The following is a 21332-nucleotide window of genomic DNA, read 5'->3' as shown; positions in this document are numbered from 1 at the left end:
CGATTAGAAATCTTGCTTGTATCTCCTTTGAGCTTAACTAAAAATTATCATTGGCGATCGTCGCTAGACGACGCGCTTCGAGTGAGCGTGCTTCGAGATTCGCTCACTCGATCGTATGACTTATTCAGCAAGCCCTAAATACATTATTGGTGCTGTTGCTAGCCGGATTTGGGGTGCTACTGAGTCAACATTGGCGCGATTGGAGCCGAAGACTACCTGCAATTTGGTTGCCCAGCATCGATCTACCGCTGTTAGCCATTTTGCCAGTAGTTACATCTCAGCCCTCATGGGTAGATGTATTCACAATTTTCCTCAAGATTGGGACGACGATTTATGGCGGTGGCTATGTATTACTGGCATTTCTTCAGCCAGAATTGGTGGAGCGGACTCAGTGGCTGACATCGACACAACTACTTGACGCGATCGCGATCGGGCAAGTGACTCCAGGGCCGTTATTTACGACGGCTACCTTCATCGGCTACCTGCTAGCTGGGCATCAGGGCGCGATCGCCGCGACAATCGGTATTTTCCTCCCCAGCTTTATCTTCGTGGCTCTAGTGACCCGCTGGGCACCCAAACTGCGACAATCGACTTGGTTTAGATCGTGGCTAGATGGCGTCAATGCTGGAGCGTGGGGCGCGATTGCGGTTGTGGCTTATCAATTAACAGTTAGTACCTTATTAGATTGGCAATCCTTGCTCATCGCCGCGATCGCCGCTCTGCTAGTATGGCGATGGCGAGTCGATCCGCTGTGGTCGATTTTAGGTGGGGCGATCGTGGGGCTAGTGGGACAGTTGGCACAACTGCATCGTTGAAATTGCCGCGATCTAATTCCTGGTTAATTCGCGCAAGTAGCGAATGTTACAGATTGTTGAGTTGTTTCTCATAACCTTAGTGTCTGGTGAAGCGATCGGTTTATGATGAATCTCGAAATTGTTAATTAACTAGGAGAGCTTCAATGCTTGACTCTTTTTCCAGAGCGGTCGTAACCGCAGATGCCAAGACTGCACCGATCGGTGGTACCGACCTCAACGCACTCAAAGGTTTCATCGCTGAAGGCAACAAACGTCTAGATGCAGTCAACGCGATCGCCAGCAATGCTAGCTGTGCAGTATCCGATGCTGTTGCTGGGATGATTTGCGAAAACCAAGGTTTGATCCAAGCTGGTGGTAACTGCTACCCCAACCGTCGCATGGCTGCTTGCTTGCGCGATGCTGAAATCATCTTGCGTTATGTTACCTACGCTTTGCTCGCTGGTGATGCTTCGGTCCTCGACGATCGTTGTTTGAACGGTTTGAAGGAAACCTATGCAGCATTGGGAGTACCGACAACTTCTACTATCCGTGCAGTTCAAATCATGAAAGCTGCTGCGCTGGCTCACATCAACGACACCAACACCGAAGCAAACGGTGGTAAGCGTTTTGTCCAAATGGGTGCATCCAAAGGTGACTGTTCCGCACTGACTTCCGAAGCTGCTTCCTATTTCGATCGCGTAATCTCTGCACTTAGCTAGTAGACGAGATCGATCGTTACCAGCTGACTGAATTGAAACAAACTATCAAAATATTTTTTCTGGAGTTAATCGAACATGAAATCTGTTGTTACCACGGTAATCGCTGCTGCTGATGCGGCTGGTCGTTTTCCTACCTCTTCCGATCTAGAATCGGTACAAGGTAGCATCCAACGTGCAGGCGCACGTTTAGAAGCTGCTGAGAAATTGGCGGCTAACTTGGACAACGTAGCTAAAGAAGCTTATGATGCTTGCATCAAAAAGTATGGCTACTTGAACAACTCCGGTGAAGCTAACGAAACCCAAGTTAAAAAAGACAAGTGCTTACGCGACATCAAACACTACATGCGTTTGATCAACTACTGTCTGATCGTTGGTGGTACTGGTCCTTTGGATGAGTGGGGTATTGCTGGTGGACGTGAAGTTTACCGTGCATTAGACTTACCTACTGCTCCTTATGTTGAAGCTCTCCGCTTTGCACGTACTCGCGGTTGTGCTCCTCGTGACATGTCCGCTCAAGCATTGGTTGAATACAATGCTCTCCTCGACTACACCATCAACTCCTTATCTTAGGAAGCTGGTTGACTCAATAATTTAGGTTATTTGAGTGCTTAAAAGGGGTTTTCGATCTGTTGCTTTGCCTAATGGTTGAGCGATGCGATCGAGAGCCTCTTTTGTTGTAAAAGTAGGTCTGTAGGTTGGGTTGAACGAATGTGAAACCCAACCTACGGGGGATAAAATAAATAATTATGACTAATAAACGTTTTTTTAATATCTTTAAGCTCACTGAAGCCGAAGCGATCGAGTTATTAGATACGCCCTGCGATAAACTAGCTGAGGATGAATCTCGCTATGTCGCGGCTTCTCACCTAATTAATTTTGACACGGAAGCATCGATCGCTGCGCTGCTCAGAGCGATCGCCAATGACGATCCCGAACTGGATAATCGGATCGTGCGGCGCAAATCTGTCGAGACATTGGGCAAACTCCAAGCCAAACAAGCACTACCCGCGATCCGTAACTGCTTGGCAGAAGCAGACTGCTATACTGTCGAAAATGCCGTGTGGGCGATCGGGGAAATTGGGACTAAAGATCCCGAAATATTGTCAGAAATCGCGCAGATACTCGAACGCGAAGGACAAAATCATCGCGTCATCATTCACACCTTAGTTAAGCTTGATTACTCACCAGCACTCGATCGAATTCGCACTTTTACTGAGTCTAGCGATGAAGCGACAGCCAGTGCAGCGATTGCGGCAGTGTGTCGATTCACAGGTGATTATACACAGATGGAGCGGGTGATGGAATTTTTGTTCCATCCCAATCGGAATGCCCGACGCGCTTGTATTCAGGATCTGATCGATACCAATTATTATCCGGCAATTGGGACGATCGCTAGATGTCCCGTCTCGATCGTCTTTCGCTTACGCGCAATTCGACTACTCGCAGATTGCGGTGTCGCGCAGGGAGAGCTAGAATACGCTGATATTCGATCGAGTTTAGAGCAAACATTACTCGATCGACCTCAAGATCTAGAATTGATTCACGAGTACGATCTGCCGCCCACGCTAGATTTTTTGATTCGTCAGTTGTATGAAACTGATTTTGGGCTGTGTTATCTGGCGACTCAGACGATCTTAGACGACTTTGCTGCGCTGGCACCTGCGGCATTGCTAGCGACTTATGAAGCAGAGGCTTACAACGATTATGGTGCCCATTATCATGTGATGAAGCTGATTGGGTGGCTCAAATATACGCCAGGTTACGATCTGTTAGTTGAAGCCTTAAATAACCGCGAACCACAGTTCCAGAAGTCTCGCGCCGCCGCCGCGCTAGCCTTGGGCGAGCTTGGCGACACCCGCGCGATCCCGCTACTAGTAGCTAGTTTGGATACCAAAATTTGGGATCTCAAATACGCGATCTTGATGGCATTAGCCAAACTCGGTGATGACAGCGGACGAGAAATTACTGCTAATGATGATGATTGGCTGATTCGCGCCCGATCTGCGATCGCAGCAAACCAATAAATTTGGGTGAATAGCCTGAAACCTAGCTGGTGGGGAGTGTCCACCCCAAGCGGTTAGAAACCGCTCCTCGGAGTGCAAAGTCCGAGGAGCGGACTAGTTTATTAGTCCGCGAAGGCGGACTTTGCAGCACTAGCCACGATTTCAATCGTAGGCATTCTATAGGCAGTGCCCGAAACTTGGCTGGTGCGTTACGCTTTCGCTAACACACCCTACAACTATTATCCGATCCTCAAGCCTAACACCTAAAACCTAAAGCCTAATGGACGCATTATTCGATCGACTCAAACATCCCAATCCTAATTTACGAGATCGGGCGATGCTCGAACTAGTCGAGACCCGCAATGAGACGACGATTCCTCGGCTGATAAGTATCCTCGATGAAGATGATACTACCTATCGACGGGCAGCGGTCAAAACCCTCGGTGCGATCGGCATGGATACCGTACCATTTTTGATCGAGATCCTATCTACTAGCGATAATGTCACCGTGCGCGGTAGTGCAGTCAAAGCTCTAGCGCAGGTAATCGTCAACTATCCCGATGTCCCATTTCCCGCCGAGGGACTAGAGTGCCTCAAGACTTCCATGAGCGATGAGAATCCCGTCGTCAATATTGCGGCAGTAATGGCACTAGGGGAACTGGGTACCCCTGCCTTTGAAATCCTCGTAGAGGCACTCCAGACGACCGATAACATCGCCCTTCAGGTAATTCTGGTAAATACTTTGGCTAGTATCGGCGACATCCGTGCAGAGCCAATCTTGACAGCAGCGATCGAAGATACCAGTCTCGATGAGTACGTCCGCGAATCAGCCACTAGTGCCTTACCGCGATTGGAGCAGAAAATCAAATATATGGAGCTGCAAGCAGCCCGTAGAGCTTAATCGTATCGGGAGTCAAAGGTTTTAAACTAGGAATCGATAACCAGAGGTGAATAGATGAGTCCACAATTACAACAAGTATTGAGTGACATAGATCGCTTGTCCCCCACAGAGCAAATTCAAGTGATGACTCATGTAATTGAGAGCATTAGAGAATATGTGCCGACAGTACCAGTCAAATCACTGCGGAAGTGGAGCGATCTCAAGGGCATGGCAACGGCTCCGTTAATGGGTGAAGATGCTCAAGCATGAGATCGGACGCGACGAGAAGGGGAGTAGAGATTAATTGAGCCTATAAATGCTTGACATAGGCGATGTTAGTATAAAGATGCTTAAATTCGATCGATTCATACAGTTGCCTCGCACCGAAAGCATTTTCCGCATCTACGCCAATCTTAGCAATCTCGATGTCGATCGCCCTAAGCCGAGCCAACGCATGAAGTAACATCGTTCTAGCTAATCCTTGTCGCTGGAAATCGGGACTAGTGAATAGCCATGCTACCCAAGCTTCTTGTCTGCCAACAACGGTGTTGTGTTCTTTCTCGATCGATTGCCGGATTGGTGATGGATAAACGCAGTTGCTCGATCGAGACAAATGCTGCTAATCGATCGAGGAGCTTTATCGAAGTTTTCGATAAAGCAAAATCATGATGCCCACAAGCAAGCGAATCAGTGCAAGACCTGTGCCTACAGCAAAAAATAACATTAGGCCGATAACCCCTTGCCCCTGAAACCGAGGGTCTTGGCTGAAGACCGCAATGCAAATTAAGGCAGCAATGAGATATAAAAATGCTGTTGCCAGCACACTCAGAATTTTTCTATTTTTCCGTAGGCAATGAACGGTCAGCGCAATATCGATCGGTAAAACAGGTAATAGGATCGAGAGAATATAGAATTCCATAAATATATGTATTAACAGAAGTGTTGAACGATCGCCTGAATTTATGCACAAGAAGCCCTTTTTCGACTAATTAATGCGATCGACGATACTATTGCTAGCAATCCTCGATCCCAAATTGCCACATCATGAAGGCAAAAATATCGGCGCGTTCCTGAATTACCTGGGTTTTGGTCGAACCAATGCCGTGCCCAGCTTCATAATCCATCCGCAGTAACACAGGCTTGTTGCTAGCTGATGCCGCTTGCAACCGTGCGGCAAACTTGGCTGATTGCCACGGCTCGACGCAAGACTCCAGACACTTTGGCGGGAACCGAATCATCCAATTCCTTCATGCGATCGAAAAAGGCATCGCGTCCAGGTAGTTGTGCTAGTGTATCGATCGTATAGTCAGCTTGAGCTTTCACCCACTGCTGTACAGCTGAATCGTTAAAGTTTTCCATGTAGCGATAGTTGTCTACTATCTCTATGCCAAAATAGTCATCTGTGACAGGTTGAATCGGTGCGATCGGTTGGTTGTTGGTTTGAGTCATATTAGATCCCTTGAGTCTATCGGTGTAATTAGTCGATCGTTTGTTGATATCCAATCGGTTCTCGATCGATTGTAGGAGCTGCTATAAATAACCGTAGCCGATCGAGATCTACTCAAATTTATCACCTACTATTTGAAGCCAGGGCACTTGGATAATGCTTGGCGGACATCGCTGGGGGCATCACTTAGGGATAGCGATTTGGAAATCGGACAGCCAAAAATCAGACTTTCGACTGAGCCATTTGCCTTAAACTTGGCATCGATCGGTAGTGAACCGCGATCGAAAACTGCAATATAATTATTGCCATCTGTCCGAATCCGTTGAAATGCTCCCAGCCAGTTTTTAAAGCTGCTCACCAATCGCCCCTGAGTATTGCTGCTTGCAAATGAAGATTCATACCGAAATGCTCGATCGATCGCGACTGCTGCCTCTGGCTGTGCTTTTACGACTGGCTCGATCGAGAGCACTAGTAGTAAAGTTGGGAATAGTGCTATGCAGGCTCGAGCGATGGCGGGTAGAGTCCAAGTTCTGCGATTTATAGATAGCATCATCCTAGATCTCCAGCGGCGATTGGGTCAAAATCGATCTTAGCGTAGAGATCTAAATTCAGTAGAGGCGGGTAGGGGCAATTCATGAATTGCCCCTACCCGCGAAATAGTTGTAAATTACTCAATCCAGGTTATCGATCGATCCAGGTAACCGCGACTTTGACGATCGCCTCTGACACCACTGCCGATCTGTACGACAATAAATAGGCGCGAGATTTTCTGTGGAGAGCTGCGCCAACGACGCTCACTGTAGCTCAAATAAATTAAATGTATATTGCTTTAAATTGGTTAAAAGAACTGGTAGACTGCCAACTAGATCCTGAAGAGTTGGCGAAGATCCTGACTCTAGCTGGATTTGAGGTGGAATCGATCGAGGATCGCCGGACGTGGGCGGATGGGGTAGTAGTCGGGCGAGTGCTGACGCGGGTGCAACATCCCAACGCTGATAAACTCAGCCTCTGTACTGTCGATGTTGGTGGTGAGGAGCCGCTGCAAATCGTCTGCGGTGCCGCCAATGTCCGCGCGGGAATTCATGTGGCGGTGGCGACGGTGGGGACTTATCTTCCCAAAGTCGATCTCAAAATCAAGCCTGCAAAACTGCGGGGTGAAAAGTCGGAGGGGATGATTTGTTCGCTCTCAGAATTGGGGCTGACGAAGGATTCGGAGGGGATTTATATCTTCGGCGAGAGCGACGATTCCAGCACACCTGCAATCGGTACTGACGTGCGATCGCTATTGGGATTGGATGATGTCATTCTGGATCTATCGTCCACCGCCAATCGCGCCGATGCGTTGAGTATGGTAGGCATCGCTAGAGAAGTCGCTGCGCTGACTGGGGGCAAGCTCAAGCTACCAACAGCGGACATGTCAGCAATTCCCACCCAACCGCAATTAACTGTCAGAATTGGTGAAATTGCTGCCTGTCCCGTCTATTCGGCAACATTGCTGCACGGTGTGCAGATCGCCCCGTCGCCAGAGTGGCTGCAACGTCGCTTGCAAGCCGCTGGGATTCGCCCGATCGATAATGTGGTGGATGTGACTAACTACATCCTGCTGGAGTGGGGACAACCTTTACACGCTTTTGATGCCGATAAATTGCAAGCGGTGAGTGGGAGTGACACTCTAGAGATGGGCGTCCGGTACGCTCAGAAGCAAGGTGAAACCCTCAAAACGCTAGACGGTCAAGAACGACTGCTTCAGGGGCAAAATCTGATAATTACCGCTCGGGATGTGCCTGTGGCTCTGGCAGGTGTCATGGGTGGCGAAAATACCGAGGTATCCACAGGTACCCAAAACATCGTTTTGGAAGCAGCAATTTTTGAGCCTGTCGCAGTGCGGAAGTCGGCACGCAGTCAAGGCGGACTGCGATCGGAAGCATCGACGCGCTACGAGCGCGGGGTCAACTTTGCCGAACTCGAAACAGCCACTCATCGGGCGATCGCGCTACTCACGCAACTAGCTGGCGGGACAGTTATTGCCCAAGCGATGACCGACCATCGACCCGATCTGACCCAAAATCCGCGCACGATTAAACTCCGATTGGAGCGGTTGAATCAAATCCTGGGGCCGATCGATGATGATGGCGAACCTGGGGAAATCACGCCGGAAGATGTCGAGCGGACGCTGACAGCATTGGGTTGTCAGTTGACAGTAGTTGAGGAAGATGTCTGGAATGTGGCAATCCCGCCCTATCGTTATCGCGATCTGGAGCGAGAAATCGACCTGATCGAAGAAGTCGCTAGACTTTATGGTTACGATCGATTCATGGATACGCTCCCATCTGAATCGACGGCGGGCTTTCTCTCACTGGATGAGGAACTCTTACGCAAGATTCGCGCTGCTTTCCGCGCGATCGGTTTGAATGAAATCGTCCAATATTCCTATGCCCTCACCAAACTCAATAACGGTTCGCAGGTAGAAATCGTCAACCCGATGTTTGCGGAATATGCGACTTTGCGATCGGAACTCATTTCGGGCTTGATTCACAGTTTCCAAACCAATCTCGCCCAGGGGAATGGCGCGCTCCAAGGCTTTGAAATCAGTAAAGTGTTCGGACGCGATGAAACAGGCGCGATCGAAACCGATGTCTTGGCGGGGATAATGGGTGGCGATGCTGGGATCGGACGCTGGACGACTGGTGGTAAGCCGCAACCGCTCACCTGGTACCAAGCCAAGGGGATGCTCGATAGCGTCTGTCAGAGCCTGAAAATACCTGTAGAGTATCAACCCGATCGGAGCGATCCCAAACTGCATCCTGGGCGCACTGCCTCCCTCTGGTTGGAGGGTCAAAAATTGGGCAACTTCGGGCAACTCCATCCCCAACTCCGGCAAGAGCAGGATCTCCCCGCAGCCGTATACGTCTTCCAACTCAATCTCGATCCGATTCTCAATTACCTCGCCGCCGAAGAACGGTTGGTGCCAGTATTTACCAATTATTCTACCTATCCTGCTTCCGATCGCGATATCGCGTTCTTTGCGCCGATCGATCTATCTCTAGCAGATCTTAAAAAATCGATGCTCAAAGCTGGCGGCGAGTTGTTGGAAGATGTCGAAGTCTTCGATGAATATCGTGGTACAAATGTCCCCGATGGGCAAAGAAGTCTGGCAATCCGATCGATCTATCGGGCGATCGATCGCACGTTGACTGATGCAGATGTCGAACCATTGCAACAGCAGATCAGAGATATATTGGTAGAAAAGTTTCGAGTCACTCTGCGGAGTTAATTGATAATTGACAACCGATCGTCGGGTTGTTAAGGTGGGGCTGAAATCCCTGTTCTTCGTTAGCGACGATCGTTGCTATCAACTAATTAACATCCTCTCAATCCCCACCCAATCGCTCAGGGATGTGCCGTGATGACGCGATCGCGAGATCGAGTTTGCGATTTAACTCATCAAATCGTTGCTCGATCCGCAGCTCTAATCGATCGAATCGTGCTTCCAATCGATCGCAACGGCGATCGATCTGGTCTTCAATCTCATCGATCTCGGCATATACACCATCAAAGGAAAAATTTACTTCTTGTCCTGTCAATTGAATATCTTCGAGCCTAGTCAGTCGTCTTTCTAGTACTCGAAACTGGCGATCTAGAGAGCGGTTGCGATTCTCTGGAAGAGAGACTATGCCAACGATGGGCGCATTAATTTGGAGCGGCGGGTTGGACATGAACAGATGCTCACTAGTGAGTCGTTAGCGTAGGTATTCTCGATTTTATAGTTATTATCATCGCATATTGTTTCGATCTATGAAACGGCTAAGATATTCTCAACTTTATAGTTATTATCATCGCATATTGTTTCGATCTATGAAACGGCTAAAACTTTATCTCAGTATTGCACTTGTTGTTGCTGTGATAATCGGCGCGGTGAGGTTCACCCAAGATTTGCAAGATTGGGGTAAACTACTGACATACAAACCGTCTTCAGCGATCGCCAAGCTGGCAACAAATACGACGATGACGGAGACAGGTCAACGATTGTTTTACGTCAACAACCCGACAATTGAAGCCAGAAAATCATCTCTCAATCTCTGCAAACGTTCCGAACAGACGATCGTCCTCGGTTGTTATGTGGTCAATAGAGGGATTTTCCTGCAATCAGTGAGCGATCCTCGGTTGCAAGGCGTCATGGAGGTCACAGCAGCGCATGAAATGCTCCATGTTGTCTATCAACGGATGTCACTCTTCGAGCAAGTCCAAATCAACAAGCAGTTACAAGCGATACTCAAACAACTGCAAAACCCACGCATTCTCAAACTAGTCGATACATACAACACCCAAGATCGCCTATCGGTAAACAATGAGCTACACTCGATTTTGGGTACTGAGGTGCGAAATCTCAGTCCAGAATTAGAAGATCATTACCGTGAATATTTTACAGAGCGATCGGCGATCGTGGCTCTATCCGAACGATATGAAGGCGTATTTACTGAGCTGCGAACCAAGGCAAAAACGCTCACTCAACAATTGATAACGCAAAAATCAGCACTAGAGCAACTAGTCGCCCAGGTAAAGCAAGAAGCAGCCGCAGTAGAATCAGATCGAGTCAGTCTTCAAGGTGCGATTGTCAGCAATCCTCCCCATGATTATAGTTTCCGGATCGCCAATTTTAACGATCGCGTGAGAAACTACAATCAATTAGTCTCCCAGCTTAGAGCGCAAACCGATACTTATAATCAACTGGTAACCGAGCATAATTCCCTTGCACTTGAGGAAAAATCTCTCGTCGAATCGTTAGAAAACAAATCAATAGAGCAAGTTACGAGATAATCTATTTAAACAGTTGACAGTTGACAGTTGACAGTTGACAGTTGATAGCGGCTTGCGCGTCACGGAGGCTCCCTCCTTTGTCGATGCGTCAAGACAAGAGAGCGATTCGCGATGCGTAGGCTTTGCTAAAGGTTTAGCGCTCCAAATCGCTGTTGGGTGGCTCACCCGCCCATCACAATACTAGCCACGATTTCAATCGTAGGCATTCTAGTGAGTTTATGTACCATCCCCCCACCCCTAAAAATATTGGATCGTCTGAATCATATCGCCCAACAATTTGCTGGCTCTAGCCAAATTAGCGACATTCGTGCCTTTGGTAGTGGCAATATCAATGACACCTTCCTAGTCACGGTGGTGGATGACGCCGCACCTCACTTTGTGCTGCAACGGATCAATACCAATGTCTTTGTACAACCCGCACTGGTGATGGAGAATATGCGGATCGTGACTCAGCATGTCTGCGATAAGTTGGAGTGTGAATCAGCGCAATCCGCTCGACGGTGGGCGATTCCGCGCGTATTATTGACCACAGCCGATCGCGTTGGTTGGGTAGAACCCGACGGTACTTATTGGCGCGCCATCAGCTTCATCGACGGCTCCCAATCGATCGATATCATCCAGGATCTCGCACATGGGCGCGAAGTCGGCTATGCTTTAGGTCGATTTCACCAGCTCATTAGCGATTTAGATCCCGCCCAACTCGCCGATACACTGGTTGGCTTCCATATTACGCCCCAGTATCTAGTAGACTATCAGCGGGTGCTAGCAACAGCTACTAGAGTTGGCGGTGTAGATGTGGATTATTGTCTCAACTTCGTCCAGGAGCGGCAAGAGTGGGCGTCCGTACTAGAAGATGCCAAAAGTGATGGTAAGCTACCGTTGCGACCGATTCACGGCGATCCAAAGGTCAATAACGTGATGATTTGTACCACCACCCACCAAGCAATTGGCGCGATCGATCTCGATACCGTCAAGCCAGGACTGATCCACTATGATATCGGTGACTGCTTGCGATCGGGTTGCAATCCCTTGGGTGAGGAGACGACAGCATGGGAGCAGGTGCAATTTGACACGCAGATGTGTCGAGCGATGCTAACGGGTTATCTTTCTCAAGCTGGCGGTTTTTTGACAGCGGATGACTATGAGTATTTATTCGATGCGATTCGGTTGATTGCGTTTGAGTTGGGACTGCGGTTTTTTACTGATTATTTAGCCGGAAATGTGTATTTCAAAGTCAAGTATCCACAACACAATCTCGATCGCGCATTAGTGCAGTTCCAGCTCACCAAGAGTATTGAGGCGCAGGAAGTGGAAATTCGATCGATTATTCAGGACTTACGATGAACAATTTTAGCCTCGTTCCTTTTGCTGTAGATTCCGTGCCGCCGATCGAGATTGTCGGTAATATCGATCGATCTGGGCATCTACTCGCGATCGATTATCAACTCCTCGGCGAGCTGGATTCGGTAGCAATCCCGTCACCCGCAGCCGCGCCTAGTCGCAAATTTGGACTTTGGGAAGCTACCTGTTTCGAGTTCTTTATCGGAGTTATCGGCGATCGCAATTATTGGGAATTCAATCTCTCACCCAGTGGTGATTGGAATGTGTTCCACCTTGATGATTATCGCCAGGGATTGCGAGATGAAACAGCTTTTACATCCTTACCATTCGATGTCGATCGATTTGCAAATTCTTTAACGCTAAAATTAGTAGTAGATCTCAGTCAAATTATCTCAATCGATCGCGAACTAGAAGTTTCAGTTACGACTGTGATTAAATCTACACAAGACGATATTAGTTATTGGGCATTGACGCATTGTGGCGAGGAAGCTGATTTTCATCTGCGAGATAGCTTTGTTATTAAGCTCTGATTTTACTTAATTTTCTGCACTAAGATCGAGCTTCCTCTGTCTACATCAGTAGACTTCTGCTACTATCCAGAGCTTCAGTTTAAGGCGGTTTATATAGATATTTGCAATCAAAAACTATAGATTCAGTTATCTAAAATATAAGTTCGATATGAAATAATATAAAATCTTAGTAAACAGCCAAACCTATCAAAAGATCGACAATTATTTAGACAACCTCAAATCTGGAGCTAGTTGTGGTAGATATTTGAGCGATCGATTGAAGTGTCTGGATCTTTCTGAGCTGACAGCAAGTAAATTTATTGAAGTGCTGCTGAGAACTAAGCGTCCTCAGATTTTTGCAGAATTTGAGGTATATGGTAATGGGACTGATTGGAATCAGGAAGAACTAGCAATTTTGGGCGACATTAGTATTGTCACACCAGTTACTGTCTATGATAACGGTAGACATCGCCATCCTACTGTTCATGAACAGCCATTTTCAGCTACTTTGATTTTCACTCCAGGTGCATTATTACGCAACGGTAATAATGTTACTCCCGTTGATTGGGAAGAAGTTACTGACAATGGAGAGTTGAGTAGCAGCAAATATTATCACCTTTATGAGCGGAGATTATTACCAGCATTTATTTATGCTAACAATCGAGCCAAGCAAAATGGGCAGACGGCACTTATTACGATTCCTGGCATGGGTTGTGGGCAGTTTGCAGGTATATTCAGAGGACAGTTAGGTACCGAATTGAAAGAGGCGTTAGTAGCTTTCTTATCAACCCACAGTCATAAGTTTCCAAATATTAAAGTTATTTATTACGATCCTTATCAAGAATGTGAGAATGAAAGATTTGAAATCGATGAAATTAGTTTGTTAGTCAGACCACTGACCAAAGGAAATATCAACAAACCTCAACTTTGTCATCCACAAGCCTACGCCGAAGCGGGCGATGATTTCACAAATTATCACCTCTTTAGTTTTGTAGCTTGGGATCATGTTTCATGGCCAGGTAATGATTTTTATCTGGGTGCTCGATCGACAGATGATGGCGTCAAAGCTGCCGCAACTAATCTGATGGAAGTGATGACTGGTATCGAGGGCAGATATGATTGTCAAACATATCAGTATCATCCGCCTACTACTTATCAAACCTGGAAAGAGGTAATCATCAGGAATAAGATTCAATTAGAAATTGTCGATAATATCATAATTTTACCATCGTTAAAAAGTTAATATAGCAATCCTAAATGAGAAAATAGGTTGATGTAGGGTGTGTTAGGCTTCAGCCGTAACGCACCACGATCGATACGCAAGGATCTGATTTAGGATTGCTATGGATCGAGATTAGCCTTGTTTGGTAGGCGTCGATGGTAACGGTTTCATCGCAGGTTTATCAGTGGGTTTAGCATCCACTGTTGGTGCCGAGCCAGCAGCTTGAATGTTCACTTTGTCGATCGTTTTGAGGGTACCGTCGGGTTGCACTTGCCAGATATCGTAAGTACCGATGACATCGCCTTGAGGATCGAGATCGACATTCCCACTCGCACCTTGATAGTTGATTTTCTTGCCAGCTTTGAGGAGAGTAATTGCTTGACACAGATCCGAAACTTCTTCGCCCGCACCGCCTGCAACTTCACGGATCTGGCTAGCAATGCCTTCGCCTGTATTTGTTTTGGCTGCTTGTGCTGCTAGCATGATGAGTGCTGCTGCATCCCACGAGTGTTGGAGATACGCTGTAAGAGGCTTTCCAGTCGCCAGCCACTTCTTGTTAAAGTCTTCTAGAGCCTTGCCATGTGCCCCAGGAACAGTACCGATCGCCCCATCGATGATAAATTTGCCATCGCTTGACTTGCCGACCTGATCGGGGAATTTGGGCGAGTACGCACCATCGGGGAGCATAATTGTCACACCTTTGCTCAAGCCTTGTTCGTAAGCATCTTTGAGTAAGATCGAACCAGTATCAGGATAGACTATGGCAGCGACAGCCTGCGGTTTGCCCTCAAAAGCTGCTTTTACTTCCGATGAGAAAGTAGTGCCTTTGGCATCATAACGGGTGGGTTTGGCTTCATTCGTGACAGTACCACCCAATTTCTTGAAGGCGGTGACAAATTGCTGCTCGAAGCCCACTCCATAATCATTGTTGATCGCGATCGTGGCGACTCTTGTGAAGCCTCTTTTGACTGCTAACTGCGCCATCGCTTGGGCTTGATAAGTATCTGGCGGTGCCGTCCGCGCCCAGTAACCTTGATAGTCACCTTTTTTGGCTCGATCGGTGAAGACGGGGCTAGTACTCCCTGGCGAGACGATCATCACCTTGTTTTTGACAGCTACAGATGCAGCCGCAGTCGAAATCCCACTCCCAAATGCACCGACGACGCCAGCTACTTTGTCCACTTCCGAGAGTTTTGTCATCGCAGCGGTACCTTCGCTCGGATCGCTGCGATCGTCTTCTGATACGAGGGTGACGGGTGCGCCATTGATCCCACCACAGCCATTGACAGTCTCTACTGCCATTTTAATCGCCGTCGGTAATGGTTGAGCGATCGAGGCTAGATCGCCAGTGTTCGATAGTAGCGAACCAATTTTTAAGCCACTACTAGCTGAAGTGCTGGCTCCAGGTGCCGTGCCACCACTACCGCCAGCTTGATTGGGATCTGTACAACTAGTCGCTAATAAACTGGTAATAGTCGTCAATAATGCCATCACCAGGGCTAGTTTTGGCTGAATACGTCGATCGGGTTTAGTCATCATTTTCATCACACTGCTCACACAAGATAGTGACCCTAACTTTACAAAGTTAGATACGATCGTCTGCCATCGATCGTATCACCTTTAATGCCACATGAGTTCGACAGGCTCCCAGATGTTACAGTAGTTACTTATCAGCAGACATCTCCAACAAATCCCCCAGAAATGCTTTCGGCTCATCAGGCGCGATCGGTGAAATACACCATTGTGGAATGGACGGTTGAGTCATAATGTATGTATCTAAATTTGTTTGATTCGATCGCTAACTGCTGCCAACGGTTAACGATCTAGATGTAGCCCCGATCTTTCAAGATTGGGGCTATTTCGGTTATGGGTTGAGTTTTGCGATCTACTCCATCGAAATATACAGTTTCAATGGGTCACTAGGGAATTCGGTGAAACCATGCCTAAGGTAGAAGCTCACCGCTTCTCGATCGATAGCATCTACTATTAATGCTACTTTTACCAGCTCAAGAATGGTTGTAAGTTCCAATGCCAATCTCAAGCTATGCTTTATGCAGCTGATGCTCAAGCGACTAGCCGCCCAAAAAGATCTCAAATGGGTTCTATATGCCAGGACGGAGATTTGAACTCCGGACACGAGGATTTTCAGTCCTCTGCTCTACCAACTGAGCTATCCCGGCGCATTGCCAACATTAATTTCGCAACTTGACTAATATAGCAAATCCCCGCTGATTATGCAAGTAGGTAGAGAAAAAATCGGTATAAATCGCTGCAATCCATAGTAGCGTGGGTTAATTACCTTTGACAAATAATTATCTAGGCGATTTTTGGGGAACGGACACGGATAGTCAGGTCGAGACATGACAGCGATCGCCATCGTTGAACCGTCCGGATCGTTGGGGTTGAGATCGTTCCAATTCCAGCCGTTGTTTGGTACGATCGATAAGCCTCATGCAGCTACAGGCAACTAAATTGTGGCTCAAATTCCAGTCCTTCCTCACTCTGCGACAATTGTTTAATCCTGTCCCCCCGATCGCCCCACTCCCACCGTATCTGCAACATAAATATGATGGTTGGTCGTTGGACGATCGCGATCCATGGGCGATCCGTGAGGTACTGATGCCGCTCTGGAAGTGGTTGTATCAATATTATTTTCGGGTACAGACCGATGGCTGGGAACATCTCCCGCCGCAGGGACGGATGCTGGTAGTCGGCTCTCACAATGGGGGTCTGGCGGCTCCTGACATGTTTATGCTGATGTATGACTGGTTTGAGCGTTATGGTACCGAACGCCCTGCATACGGGCTAGCACACCCCGATGTGTGGAAGTATTTTGGGCCGACAGCCAAGTTAGCAGCGCGGGCGGGGGCGATCGTGGCTCATCCCAAAATGGCGATCGCCGCTCTCCAACAAGATGCGACGGTGTTGGTCTATCCTGGCGGTGCTGAGGATATTTTTCGCCCATATAGTCAGAGGCATCGGATTCAGTTGGCTGGGCGCAAGGGATTTATCAAAGTCGCCCTGCGGGAACGTGCGCCAATCGTGCCTGTAGTATCCGTAGGTGCTCATGAGGGGCTGATCGTGTTGACAGATCTGTACCCGATCCTCGAACGGCTGCACGATTTTGGGATGCCGTGGCTATTTGGGATCGATCCAAATGTATTCCCGATCTATCTGGGCTTGCCGTGGGGGATTGGGATCGGCCCGTTGCCCAATTTACCGTTACCGACTCAGATCCAGATTCGGATCTGCGAACCGATCGAATTCGAGCGATCTGGGCGGAGTGCGGCGATCGATCGGGATTATGTTGATGCTTGTTACGATCGGGTGGAAGCGCAGATGCAGGCGGAACTCGATCGACTAGTGCGTGAATCAGTTGACAGTTGACAGTTGACAGTTGACAGTTAAAATTATGACTAAATATATTGTTAGAGATAAGTCGTTTTCTTTTGCACTACGGGTAATAAAACTCTATAAGTACTTGGTAGATGAGAAGAGAGAATACATTTTAAGTAAGCAAGTTCTGAGGAGTGGCACGGCAGTCGGGGCGTTGATTAGAGAAGCTGAACAGGGTGAAAGCAAAGCTGATTTTATTCACAAGCTTGCTATTGCTCTTAAAGAAGCTAATGAAACTGAGTATTGGCTCGATCTGCTGTTTCAATCTGAGTATATAGAGGAAAAAAGCTACAAATCTATTCATGCAGATGTCAACGAGTTAATCAAGCTCTTAACATCTATCATTAAAACTTCTAAAAACAATTAAACTCAACTGTCAACTGTCAACTGTCAACTGTCAACTGTCAACTGGTAAACAGACTGTGAAGGTTGAGCCTTGGTCTGCGCCGGGGCTGGCTACTGTGACGGTGCCGTCGTGCAGCTCTACTAATGACCGGACGATCGATAGTCCCAAGCCTAAGCCAGGATGCGATCGAGTTTGGGTGGTGTCTGATTGGCTCCAGCGATCGAATACAAATGGCAAGAACTCAGCCGTGATGCCGCTTCCGGTATCACTGATACCGATTTGGGCGGTCGTTGGTAGGTAAGCTAAGTCGATATTTACACGCCCGCCAGCGGGAGTAAACTTGATGGCGTTGATGAGCAGATTGGAGACGATCTGCCCGATCCGATCTGGATCGCCGACGATCTGTGCTGGTGCGAGATCGAGGTTGGATACTAGCTCGATTTGCTTGGCATCTGCGGACAATTGGACGAGATCGATCGCCTTGTGAATTATCGGCACAAGGTCGATCGAACTAGTATTCAACCTCAGCTTACCGGAAGTAATGGCGGATACGTCTAAGAGGTCTTCAATCAGTCGATCTTGAGTTTTAGCACTCTGTTCGATCGTTTCGAGGGCATGCTTAGTTCTGGCTGCATCAAACTTTTGGGTACGTAATAGCTGTGCCCAGCCGAGGATCGCCCCGAGGGGGTTGCGGAGTTCGTGGGAAACCATCGATAGGAACTCATCTTTGGCGCGATTGGCGGATTCGGCGGCACTGCGGGCGGACTGTTCTTGAATTACGGTGTATCTCAGTTCTGATTCGAGGCGTTTGCGCTCGGTGATATCTTCGATCGCGAGGAGGATATTGTCGCCACCTTCGGCTTGAGTCATTTTGCGGGCATTGAGTAGCATTGTTTTGTTGCCGATTTGCTCGAAGTCATGCTCGACTTCAAAATCCTGAAGTTCGCTGTCGGTGGGGAGGATTTCTAGGAGTAACTGCCGCAATTTGGGGATATTCCACTGTCCATTCCCGAGATCGAAAATTAATCGCTGTTCGGTATCGGCGATTGTTGCTTCAAAGGTATGATAAAACGATCGATTGGCGGTAAATACGCGCAAGTTGCCATCGAGGACGATCAGCGGTTCGCGGACGGTTTCGACGATCGCTCGGACGTAGTTACGGGAGTGTTCGAGTTGCTCCATGCTGCGTTTGAGTGCGTCGATGTCTACCAAGATCACCATCGCCCCATCGATCTTGTGGTCGAGGGTGCGATAGGGACGGATGCGGAGATCGTACCAATGCCCGTCTCGATCTTGCACTTCCTGTTCTGTGGTCTTGAGGGTGTTGATGACTTCTCGAATCTGTGATTCCAAGTCGGTGACATTGAGGGCGTGGTTGATATCCCACAACGGTCGTCCCACATCCGTCGGAATCAGATGCAAGATGGTTTGGGCGAGTGGCGTGAAGCGGCGGATGCACAGATCGCTACCCAGCATCAAAATGGGAATATTCGTACTACTAATCAGGTTTTCCAGATCGTTGCTCACCTCGGTGAGTTCGTGGTTGCGTCGCTGCAATTCGTCATTGATGGTATTGAGTTCTTCGTTGGTTGCCTGGATTTCTTCTTTGGCGGTTTCTAGTTCCTCGTTGCTGCTCTGAAACTCTTCATTGCTGGACAAGATTTCTTCATTCGCCGCTCTGAGATCTTGGTTGGTAGCTTCCTGCTCCTCGATGATGGTGCGTAGATACTCTTTGGTGCTTGCTAGCTCCTGGTTGAGTCGCGCAATCTCCGGTTCGCTGGGTAGCTGGGAAGTTGGAGTGGCACTGGGAGTCAAAATCAGCCCAGTAGGTTGAGGAATTGTCGTGGGGGTAGCTGCTTGGAATAGTACCAAAAAATAGCGTTCTTCCATCCCGCGTGCTTTGAGGGGAATTACCTCAAAATTAATCTGTTGTACCCGATCTCCATCGGTAATTTGCACATCATCCTTTCTCACTGCCAAATTTTGCTGTTTTGCCTGGTAAATGGCAGTACGTAGCTCTAGCTTCAAGCCATCTTTTGCCATCTTCAGTAGGTTATGGCTGGCTCTACCTGGTGCAGGTTCGAGATAGAGACTCGTCTGTCCCCGAAAGTGGAGAATTTCTAAATCGTTGTCGATGACCACACCAACAGGCGCGAACCGCTCTAAAACGATCCGATCTGCTTCTTTTTGGAGGTCAAAGTCACTCCAGGCAGGGTCATCGCTGGGGGTAGGATTGACAAGTTCGCTGGCATGGGCGTCATGGGCGATGAGATCGATCGACAGCCGTGCTGGAGCCAATTTTCTGGCATAAATTTTCTGCTTCTTATCTACCGCCGTAAACAAGTCGGAGGAGTCGCCAGTTGTCTCGGATGTGCCCAAGAGCAGAAAACCCGTGGGTTTGAGTCCATAGTGGAAGGTCGGCAAAATCTTCTTTTGGAGTGCTGCGCCTAGATAGATCAGCACGTTACGACAGCTAATCAGGTCTAGTTTGGAAAAAGGCGGATCGCTACAGATGTTTTGTCTGGCAAAGACACATATTTCGCGGATCGACTTGCCGATCCGATACCCACCATCGGCGGGTACAAAGCATCGCTGGAGCCGTTCGGAGGAGACATCGGCAACGGCACTGTACTTGTAAAAGCCAGCTCTGGCTGTGTCGATCGCTCGATCGCTAATATCGGTCGCATAAATCTGAATCGGCGGCTTAATCGGCTGGTTTTCTAAATATTCCAACAGACAAATCGCGATCGAATACGCTTCTTCGCCAGTCGAACATCCGGCTACCCAGATCCGAATCGGGACATCCGCCCCTTTCTTGGCAATATTTGGAAATACCTTAGTTTTGAGAGCTTCAAAGGCGATCGGATCTCGAAAGAAGCTGGTGACGTGAATCAGCATATCCTCATACAATGCTTGCACTTCTGCTGAGTGTCCGCGCAAGTAGGTGACATAATCATCGATATTTTCGAGCTTGTACAGCACCATCCGCCGCAAAATTCGTCGCTTGAGCGTGGCGTGCTTGTACTGGGTGAAGTTTACCCTTGTCGCAGCTCGGATCAGCGAAAAGATGACCTGCATGGCAGTCTCTCCCTCTACTAGCACTTCAGCATTCGCAGGTGTGGGACTAGCAATGTAAGGATGACGGCTGATGTTTGCCAGTTCTGCGGCAATTTCTTGAGGGAGGAGGATAAAGTCTACATGACCTGTCGCCACCGCCGTATTGGGCATACTACTTACCTGCGCCGAGTCCTCATTCTGAGCAAAGGTAATCCCACCTGCTGCTTTGACGGCTTCGAGTCCCTGGGAACCATCGCCATCGCCGCCAGAAAGGACGACCGCGATCGCTTTATTGCCCAAATCTGCCGCTAATGACAGGAAGAAAGTATCCACAGGCATCACCATCGCCCGACTTTTCTCACGGGGAGTCAGTTTGAGTAGTCCCCGCTCGATCGCCATTTTGGTATTGGGCGGAATCACATACACGCAGTTGGGTTCTACCGCCATATCGTTGAGCACCTCCACCACAGGCATGGCAGTTTCTCGTGCCAAAATCTCGCGTAACAAACTTTTTTGCTTGGGATCTAAGTGCTGAATCAACACAAACGCCATCCCCGTATCGGTTGGTAAATGGCTCAGTAACTGTCTAAATGCTTCTAATCCCCCTGCCGAAGCTCCAATTCCCACTATGGGGAAGCGATCGCCCTCTACGCTCGTTGTGGTGGCAGCATCGTTTGGATCGTCTGGTGGTTGCGGCTGTTGATTCGATCGTGGTGAGTTCATCAAGCTAAATTACCTTTGGTTTAGAACTGTCCGAAAATCTCGCGATCGTCACTACCTCGATCCAAGAGAGCTATCAA

Annotated in this window: 22 protein-coding genes and 1 tRNA gene; 14 read left to right on the top strand and 9 right to left on the bottom strand. The window is 48.3% G+C overall.

Going from position 1 to position 21332, the window contains the following annotated elements; genetic code table 11:
- Positions 1-149 precede the first annotated feature (149 nt).
- The 6 genes from ACEW9I_RS23405 to ACEW9I_RS23380 all read left to right on the top strand — a co-directional run bounded on the left by ACEW9I_RS23405 (position 150) and on the right by ACEW9I_RS23380 (position 4666).
- On the top strand, positions 150-815 hold the full coding sequence (locus ACEW9I_RS23405; protein WP_373542740.1) for a chromate transporter: 666 nt from the start codon (positions 150-152) through the stop codon (positions 813-815).
- A 143-nt stretch (positions 816-958) separates the two neighbouring features.
- A complete protein-coding gene (locus ACEW9I_RS23400) occupies positions 959-1513 on the top strand; it encodes a bleomycin hydrolase (protein WP_373542734.1) in 555 nt (184 codons plus the stop codon).
- A gap of 75 nt (positions 1514-1588) precedes the next feature.
- The gene (locus ACEW9I_RS23395) at positions 1589-2083 is read left to right on the top strand and encodes a bleomycin hydrolase (RefSeq protein WP_373542733.1); all 495 of its coding nucleotides are present in this window, start codon (positions 1589-1591) and stop codon (positions 2081-2083) included.
- Positions 2084-2259: 176 nt separating this feature from the next.
- Complete coding sequence (locus ACEW9I_RS23390) at positions 2260-3537, top strand: HEAT repeat domain-containing protein (RefSeq protein ID WP_373542732.1); 1278 nt, start codon at positions 2260-2262, stop codon at positions 3535-3537.
- Positions 3538-3796: 259 nt separating this feature from the next.
- A complete protein-coding gene (locus tag ACEW9I_RS23385; RefSeq protein WP_373542731.1) occupies positions 3797-4417 on the top strand; it encodes a HEAT repeat domain-containing protein in 621 nt (206 codons plus the stop codon).
- A gap of 54 nt (positions 4418-4471) precedes the next feature.
- Complete coding sequence (locus ACEW9I_RS23380) at positions 4472-4666, top strand: hypothetical protein (protein WP_373542730.1); 195 nt, start codon at positions 4472-4474, stop codon at positions 4664-4666.
- 40 nt (positions 4667-4706) lie between these two features.
- On the opposite strand, the gene ACEW9I_RS23375 is transcribed toward ACEW9I_RS23380, so the two are convergent.
- From ACEW9I_RS23375 to ACEW9I_RS23355, 5 genes are all read right to left on the bottom strand, one after another.
- Positions 4707-5009: a GNAT family N-acetyltransferase gene (locus ACEW9I_RS23375; RefSeq protein WP_373542729.1), complete on the bottom strand. Its 303-nt coding sequence runs from the start codon at positions 5007-5009 to the stop codon at positions 4707-4709.
- Between the two features lie 24 nt (positions 5010-5033).
- Complete coding sequence (locus ACEW9I_RS23370; RefSeq protein ID WP_373542728.1) at positions 5034-5315, bottom strand: hypothetical protein; 282 nt, start codon at positions 5313-5315, stop codon at positions 5034-5036.
- 94 nt (positions 5316-5409) lie between these two features.
- Positions 5410-5562 carry a hypothetical protein gene (locus tag ACEW9I_RS23365; RefSeq protein ID WP_373542727.1) on the bottom strand — a complete coding sequence of 51 codons (153 nt, stop codon included), beginning with the start codon at positions 5560-5562 and terminating at the stop codon, positions 5410-5412.
- Complete coding sequence (locus ACEW9I_RS23360) at positions 5543-5845, bottom strand: hypothetical protein (protein ID WP_373542726.1); 303 nt, start codon at positions 5843-5845, stop codon at positions 5543-5545. The genes ACEW9I_RS23365 and ACEW9I_RS23360 overlap by 20 nt, the downstream gene beginning before the upstream one ends.
- Before the next feature lie 128 nt (positions 5846-5973).
- Positions 5974-6396, bottom strand: coding sequence for a hypothetical protein (locus tag ACEW9I_RS23355; RefSeq protein WP_373542725.1), 423 nt, complete (start codon positions 6394-6396; stop codon positions 5974-5976).
- Between the two features lie 81 nt (positions 6397-6477).
- Here ACEW9I_RS23355 and ACEW9I_RS23350 point away from each other — a divergent pair, with 81 nt between their 5' ends.
- Both ACEW9I_RS23350 and pheT read left to right on the top strand, forming a co-directional pair.
- Positions 6478-6600 carry a hypothetical protein gene (locus ACEW9I_RS23350; protein WP_373542724.1) on the top strand — a complete coding sequence of 41 codons (123 nt, stop codon included), beginning with the start codon at positions 6478-6480 and terminating at the stop codon, positions 6598-6600.
- 60 nt (positions 6601-6660) lie between these two features.
- Complete coding sequence (gene pheT / locus ACEW9I_RS23345) at positions 6661-9117, top strand: phenylalanine--tRNA ligase subunit beta (RefSeq protein ID WP_373542723.1); 2457 nt, start codon at positions 6661-6663, stop codon at positions 9115-9117.
- A 97-nt stretch (positions 9118-9214) separates the two neighbouring features.
- Here the strand turns inward: pheT and ACEW9I_RS23340 are convergent, their stop codons facing one another.
- Positions 9215-9559 carry a hypothetical protein gene (locus tag ACEW9I_RS23340; protein ID WP_373542722.1) on the bottom strand — a complete coding sequence of 115 codons (345 nt, stop codon included), beginning with the start codon at positions 9557-9559 and terminating at the stop codon, positions 9215-9217.
- Between the two features lie 139 nt (positions 9560-9698).
- Between ACEW9I_RS23340 and ACEW9I_RS23335 the strand changes: the two genes are divergently transcribed.
- The 4 genes from ACEW9I_RS23335 (at position 9699) to ACEW9I_RS23320 (ending at position 13754) form a co-directional block, all read left to right on the top strand.
- Positions 9699-10661 carry a hypothetical protein gene (locus tag ACEW9I_RS23335; protein WP_373542721.1) on the top strand — a complete coding sequence of 321 codons (963 nt, stop codon included), beginning with the start codon at positions 9699-9701 and terminating at the stop codon, positions 10659-10661.
- 246 nt (positions 10662-10907) lie between these two features.
- Positions 10908-12005, top strand: coding sequence for a phosphotransferase enzyme family protein (locus tag ACEW9I_RS23330; protein ID WP_373542720.1), 1098 nt, complete (start codon positions 10908-10910; stop codon positions 12003-12005).
- Positions 12002-12532, top strand: a complete 531-nt coding sequence (locus tag ACEW9I_RS23325; protein ID WP_373542719.1) for a DOMON-like domain-containing protein — start codon at positions 12002-12004, stop codon at positions 12530-12532. Before ACEW9I_RS23330 ends, ACEW9I_RS23325 begins: the two co-directional genes overlap by 4 nt.
- A gap of 244 nt (positions 12533-12776) precedes the next feature.
- A complete protein-coding gene (locus tag ACEW9I_RS23320; protein ID WP_373542718.1) occupies positions 12777-13754 on the top strand; it encodes a hypothetical protein in 978 nt (325 codons plus the stop codon).
- Positions 13755-13865: 111 nt separating this feature from the next.
- Here the strand turns inward: ACEW9I_RS23320 and ACEW9I_RS23315 are convergent, their stop codons facing one another.
- Positions 13866-15248 carry an ABC transporter substrate-binding protein gene (locus ACEW9I_RS23315; RefSeq protein ID WP_373542739.1) on the bottom strand — a complete coding sequence of 461 codons (1383 nt, stop codon included), beginning with the start codon at positions 15246-15248 and terminating at the stop codon, positions 13866-13868.
- Positions 15249-15840: 592 nt separating this feature from the next.
- Positions 15841-15913 (bottom strand) — tRNA-Phe (locus ACEW9I_RS23310).
- 271 nt (positions 15914-16184) lie between these two features.
- Between ACEW9I_RS23310 and ACEW9I_RS23305 the strand changes: the two genes are divergently transcribed.
- Positions 16185-17120, top strand: a complete 936-nt coding sequence (locus ACEW9I_RS23305; RefSeq protein ID WP_373542717.1) for a lysophospholipid acyltransferase family protein — start codon at positions 16185-16187, stop codon at positions 17118-17120.
- Positions 17121-17145: 25 nt separating this feature from the next.
- Positions 17146-17496 (top strand): four helix bundle protein, encoded by a 351-nt coding sequence (locus tag ACEW9I_RS23300; protein WP_373542716.1) that lies wholly within the window; start codon positions 17146-17148, stop codon positions 17494-17496.
- Between the two features lie 30 nt (positions 17497-17526).
- Here the strand turns inward: ACEW9I_RS23300 and ACEW9I_RS23295 are convergent, their stop codons facing one another.
- Entirely contained in the window at positions 17527-21255 is a 3729-nt protein-coding gene (locus tag ACEW9I_RS23295; protein ID WP_373542715.1) for a chemotaxis protein CheB, read from the bottom strand.
- Between the last annotated feature and the right edge of the window lie 77 nt (positions 21256-21332).

The sequence above is a fragment of the Chamaesiphon sp. genome (assembly GCF_041738855.1).
Taxonomy (GTDB): Bacteria; Cyanobacteriota; Cyanobacteriia; order Cyanobacteriales; family Chamaesiphonaceae; genus Chamaesiphon.
Note: the sequence above shows the minus strand (reverse complement) of the source record. Positions and strands in the feature narration are given on the sequence as shown.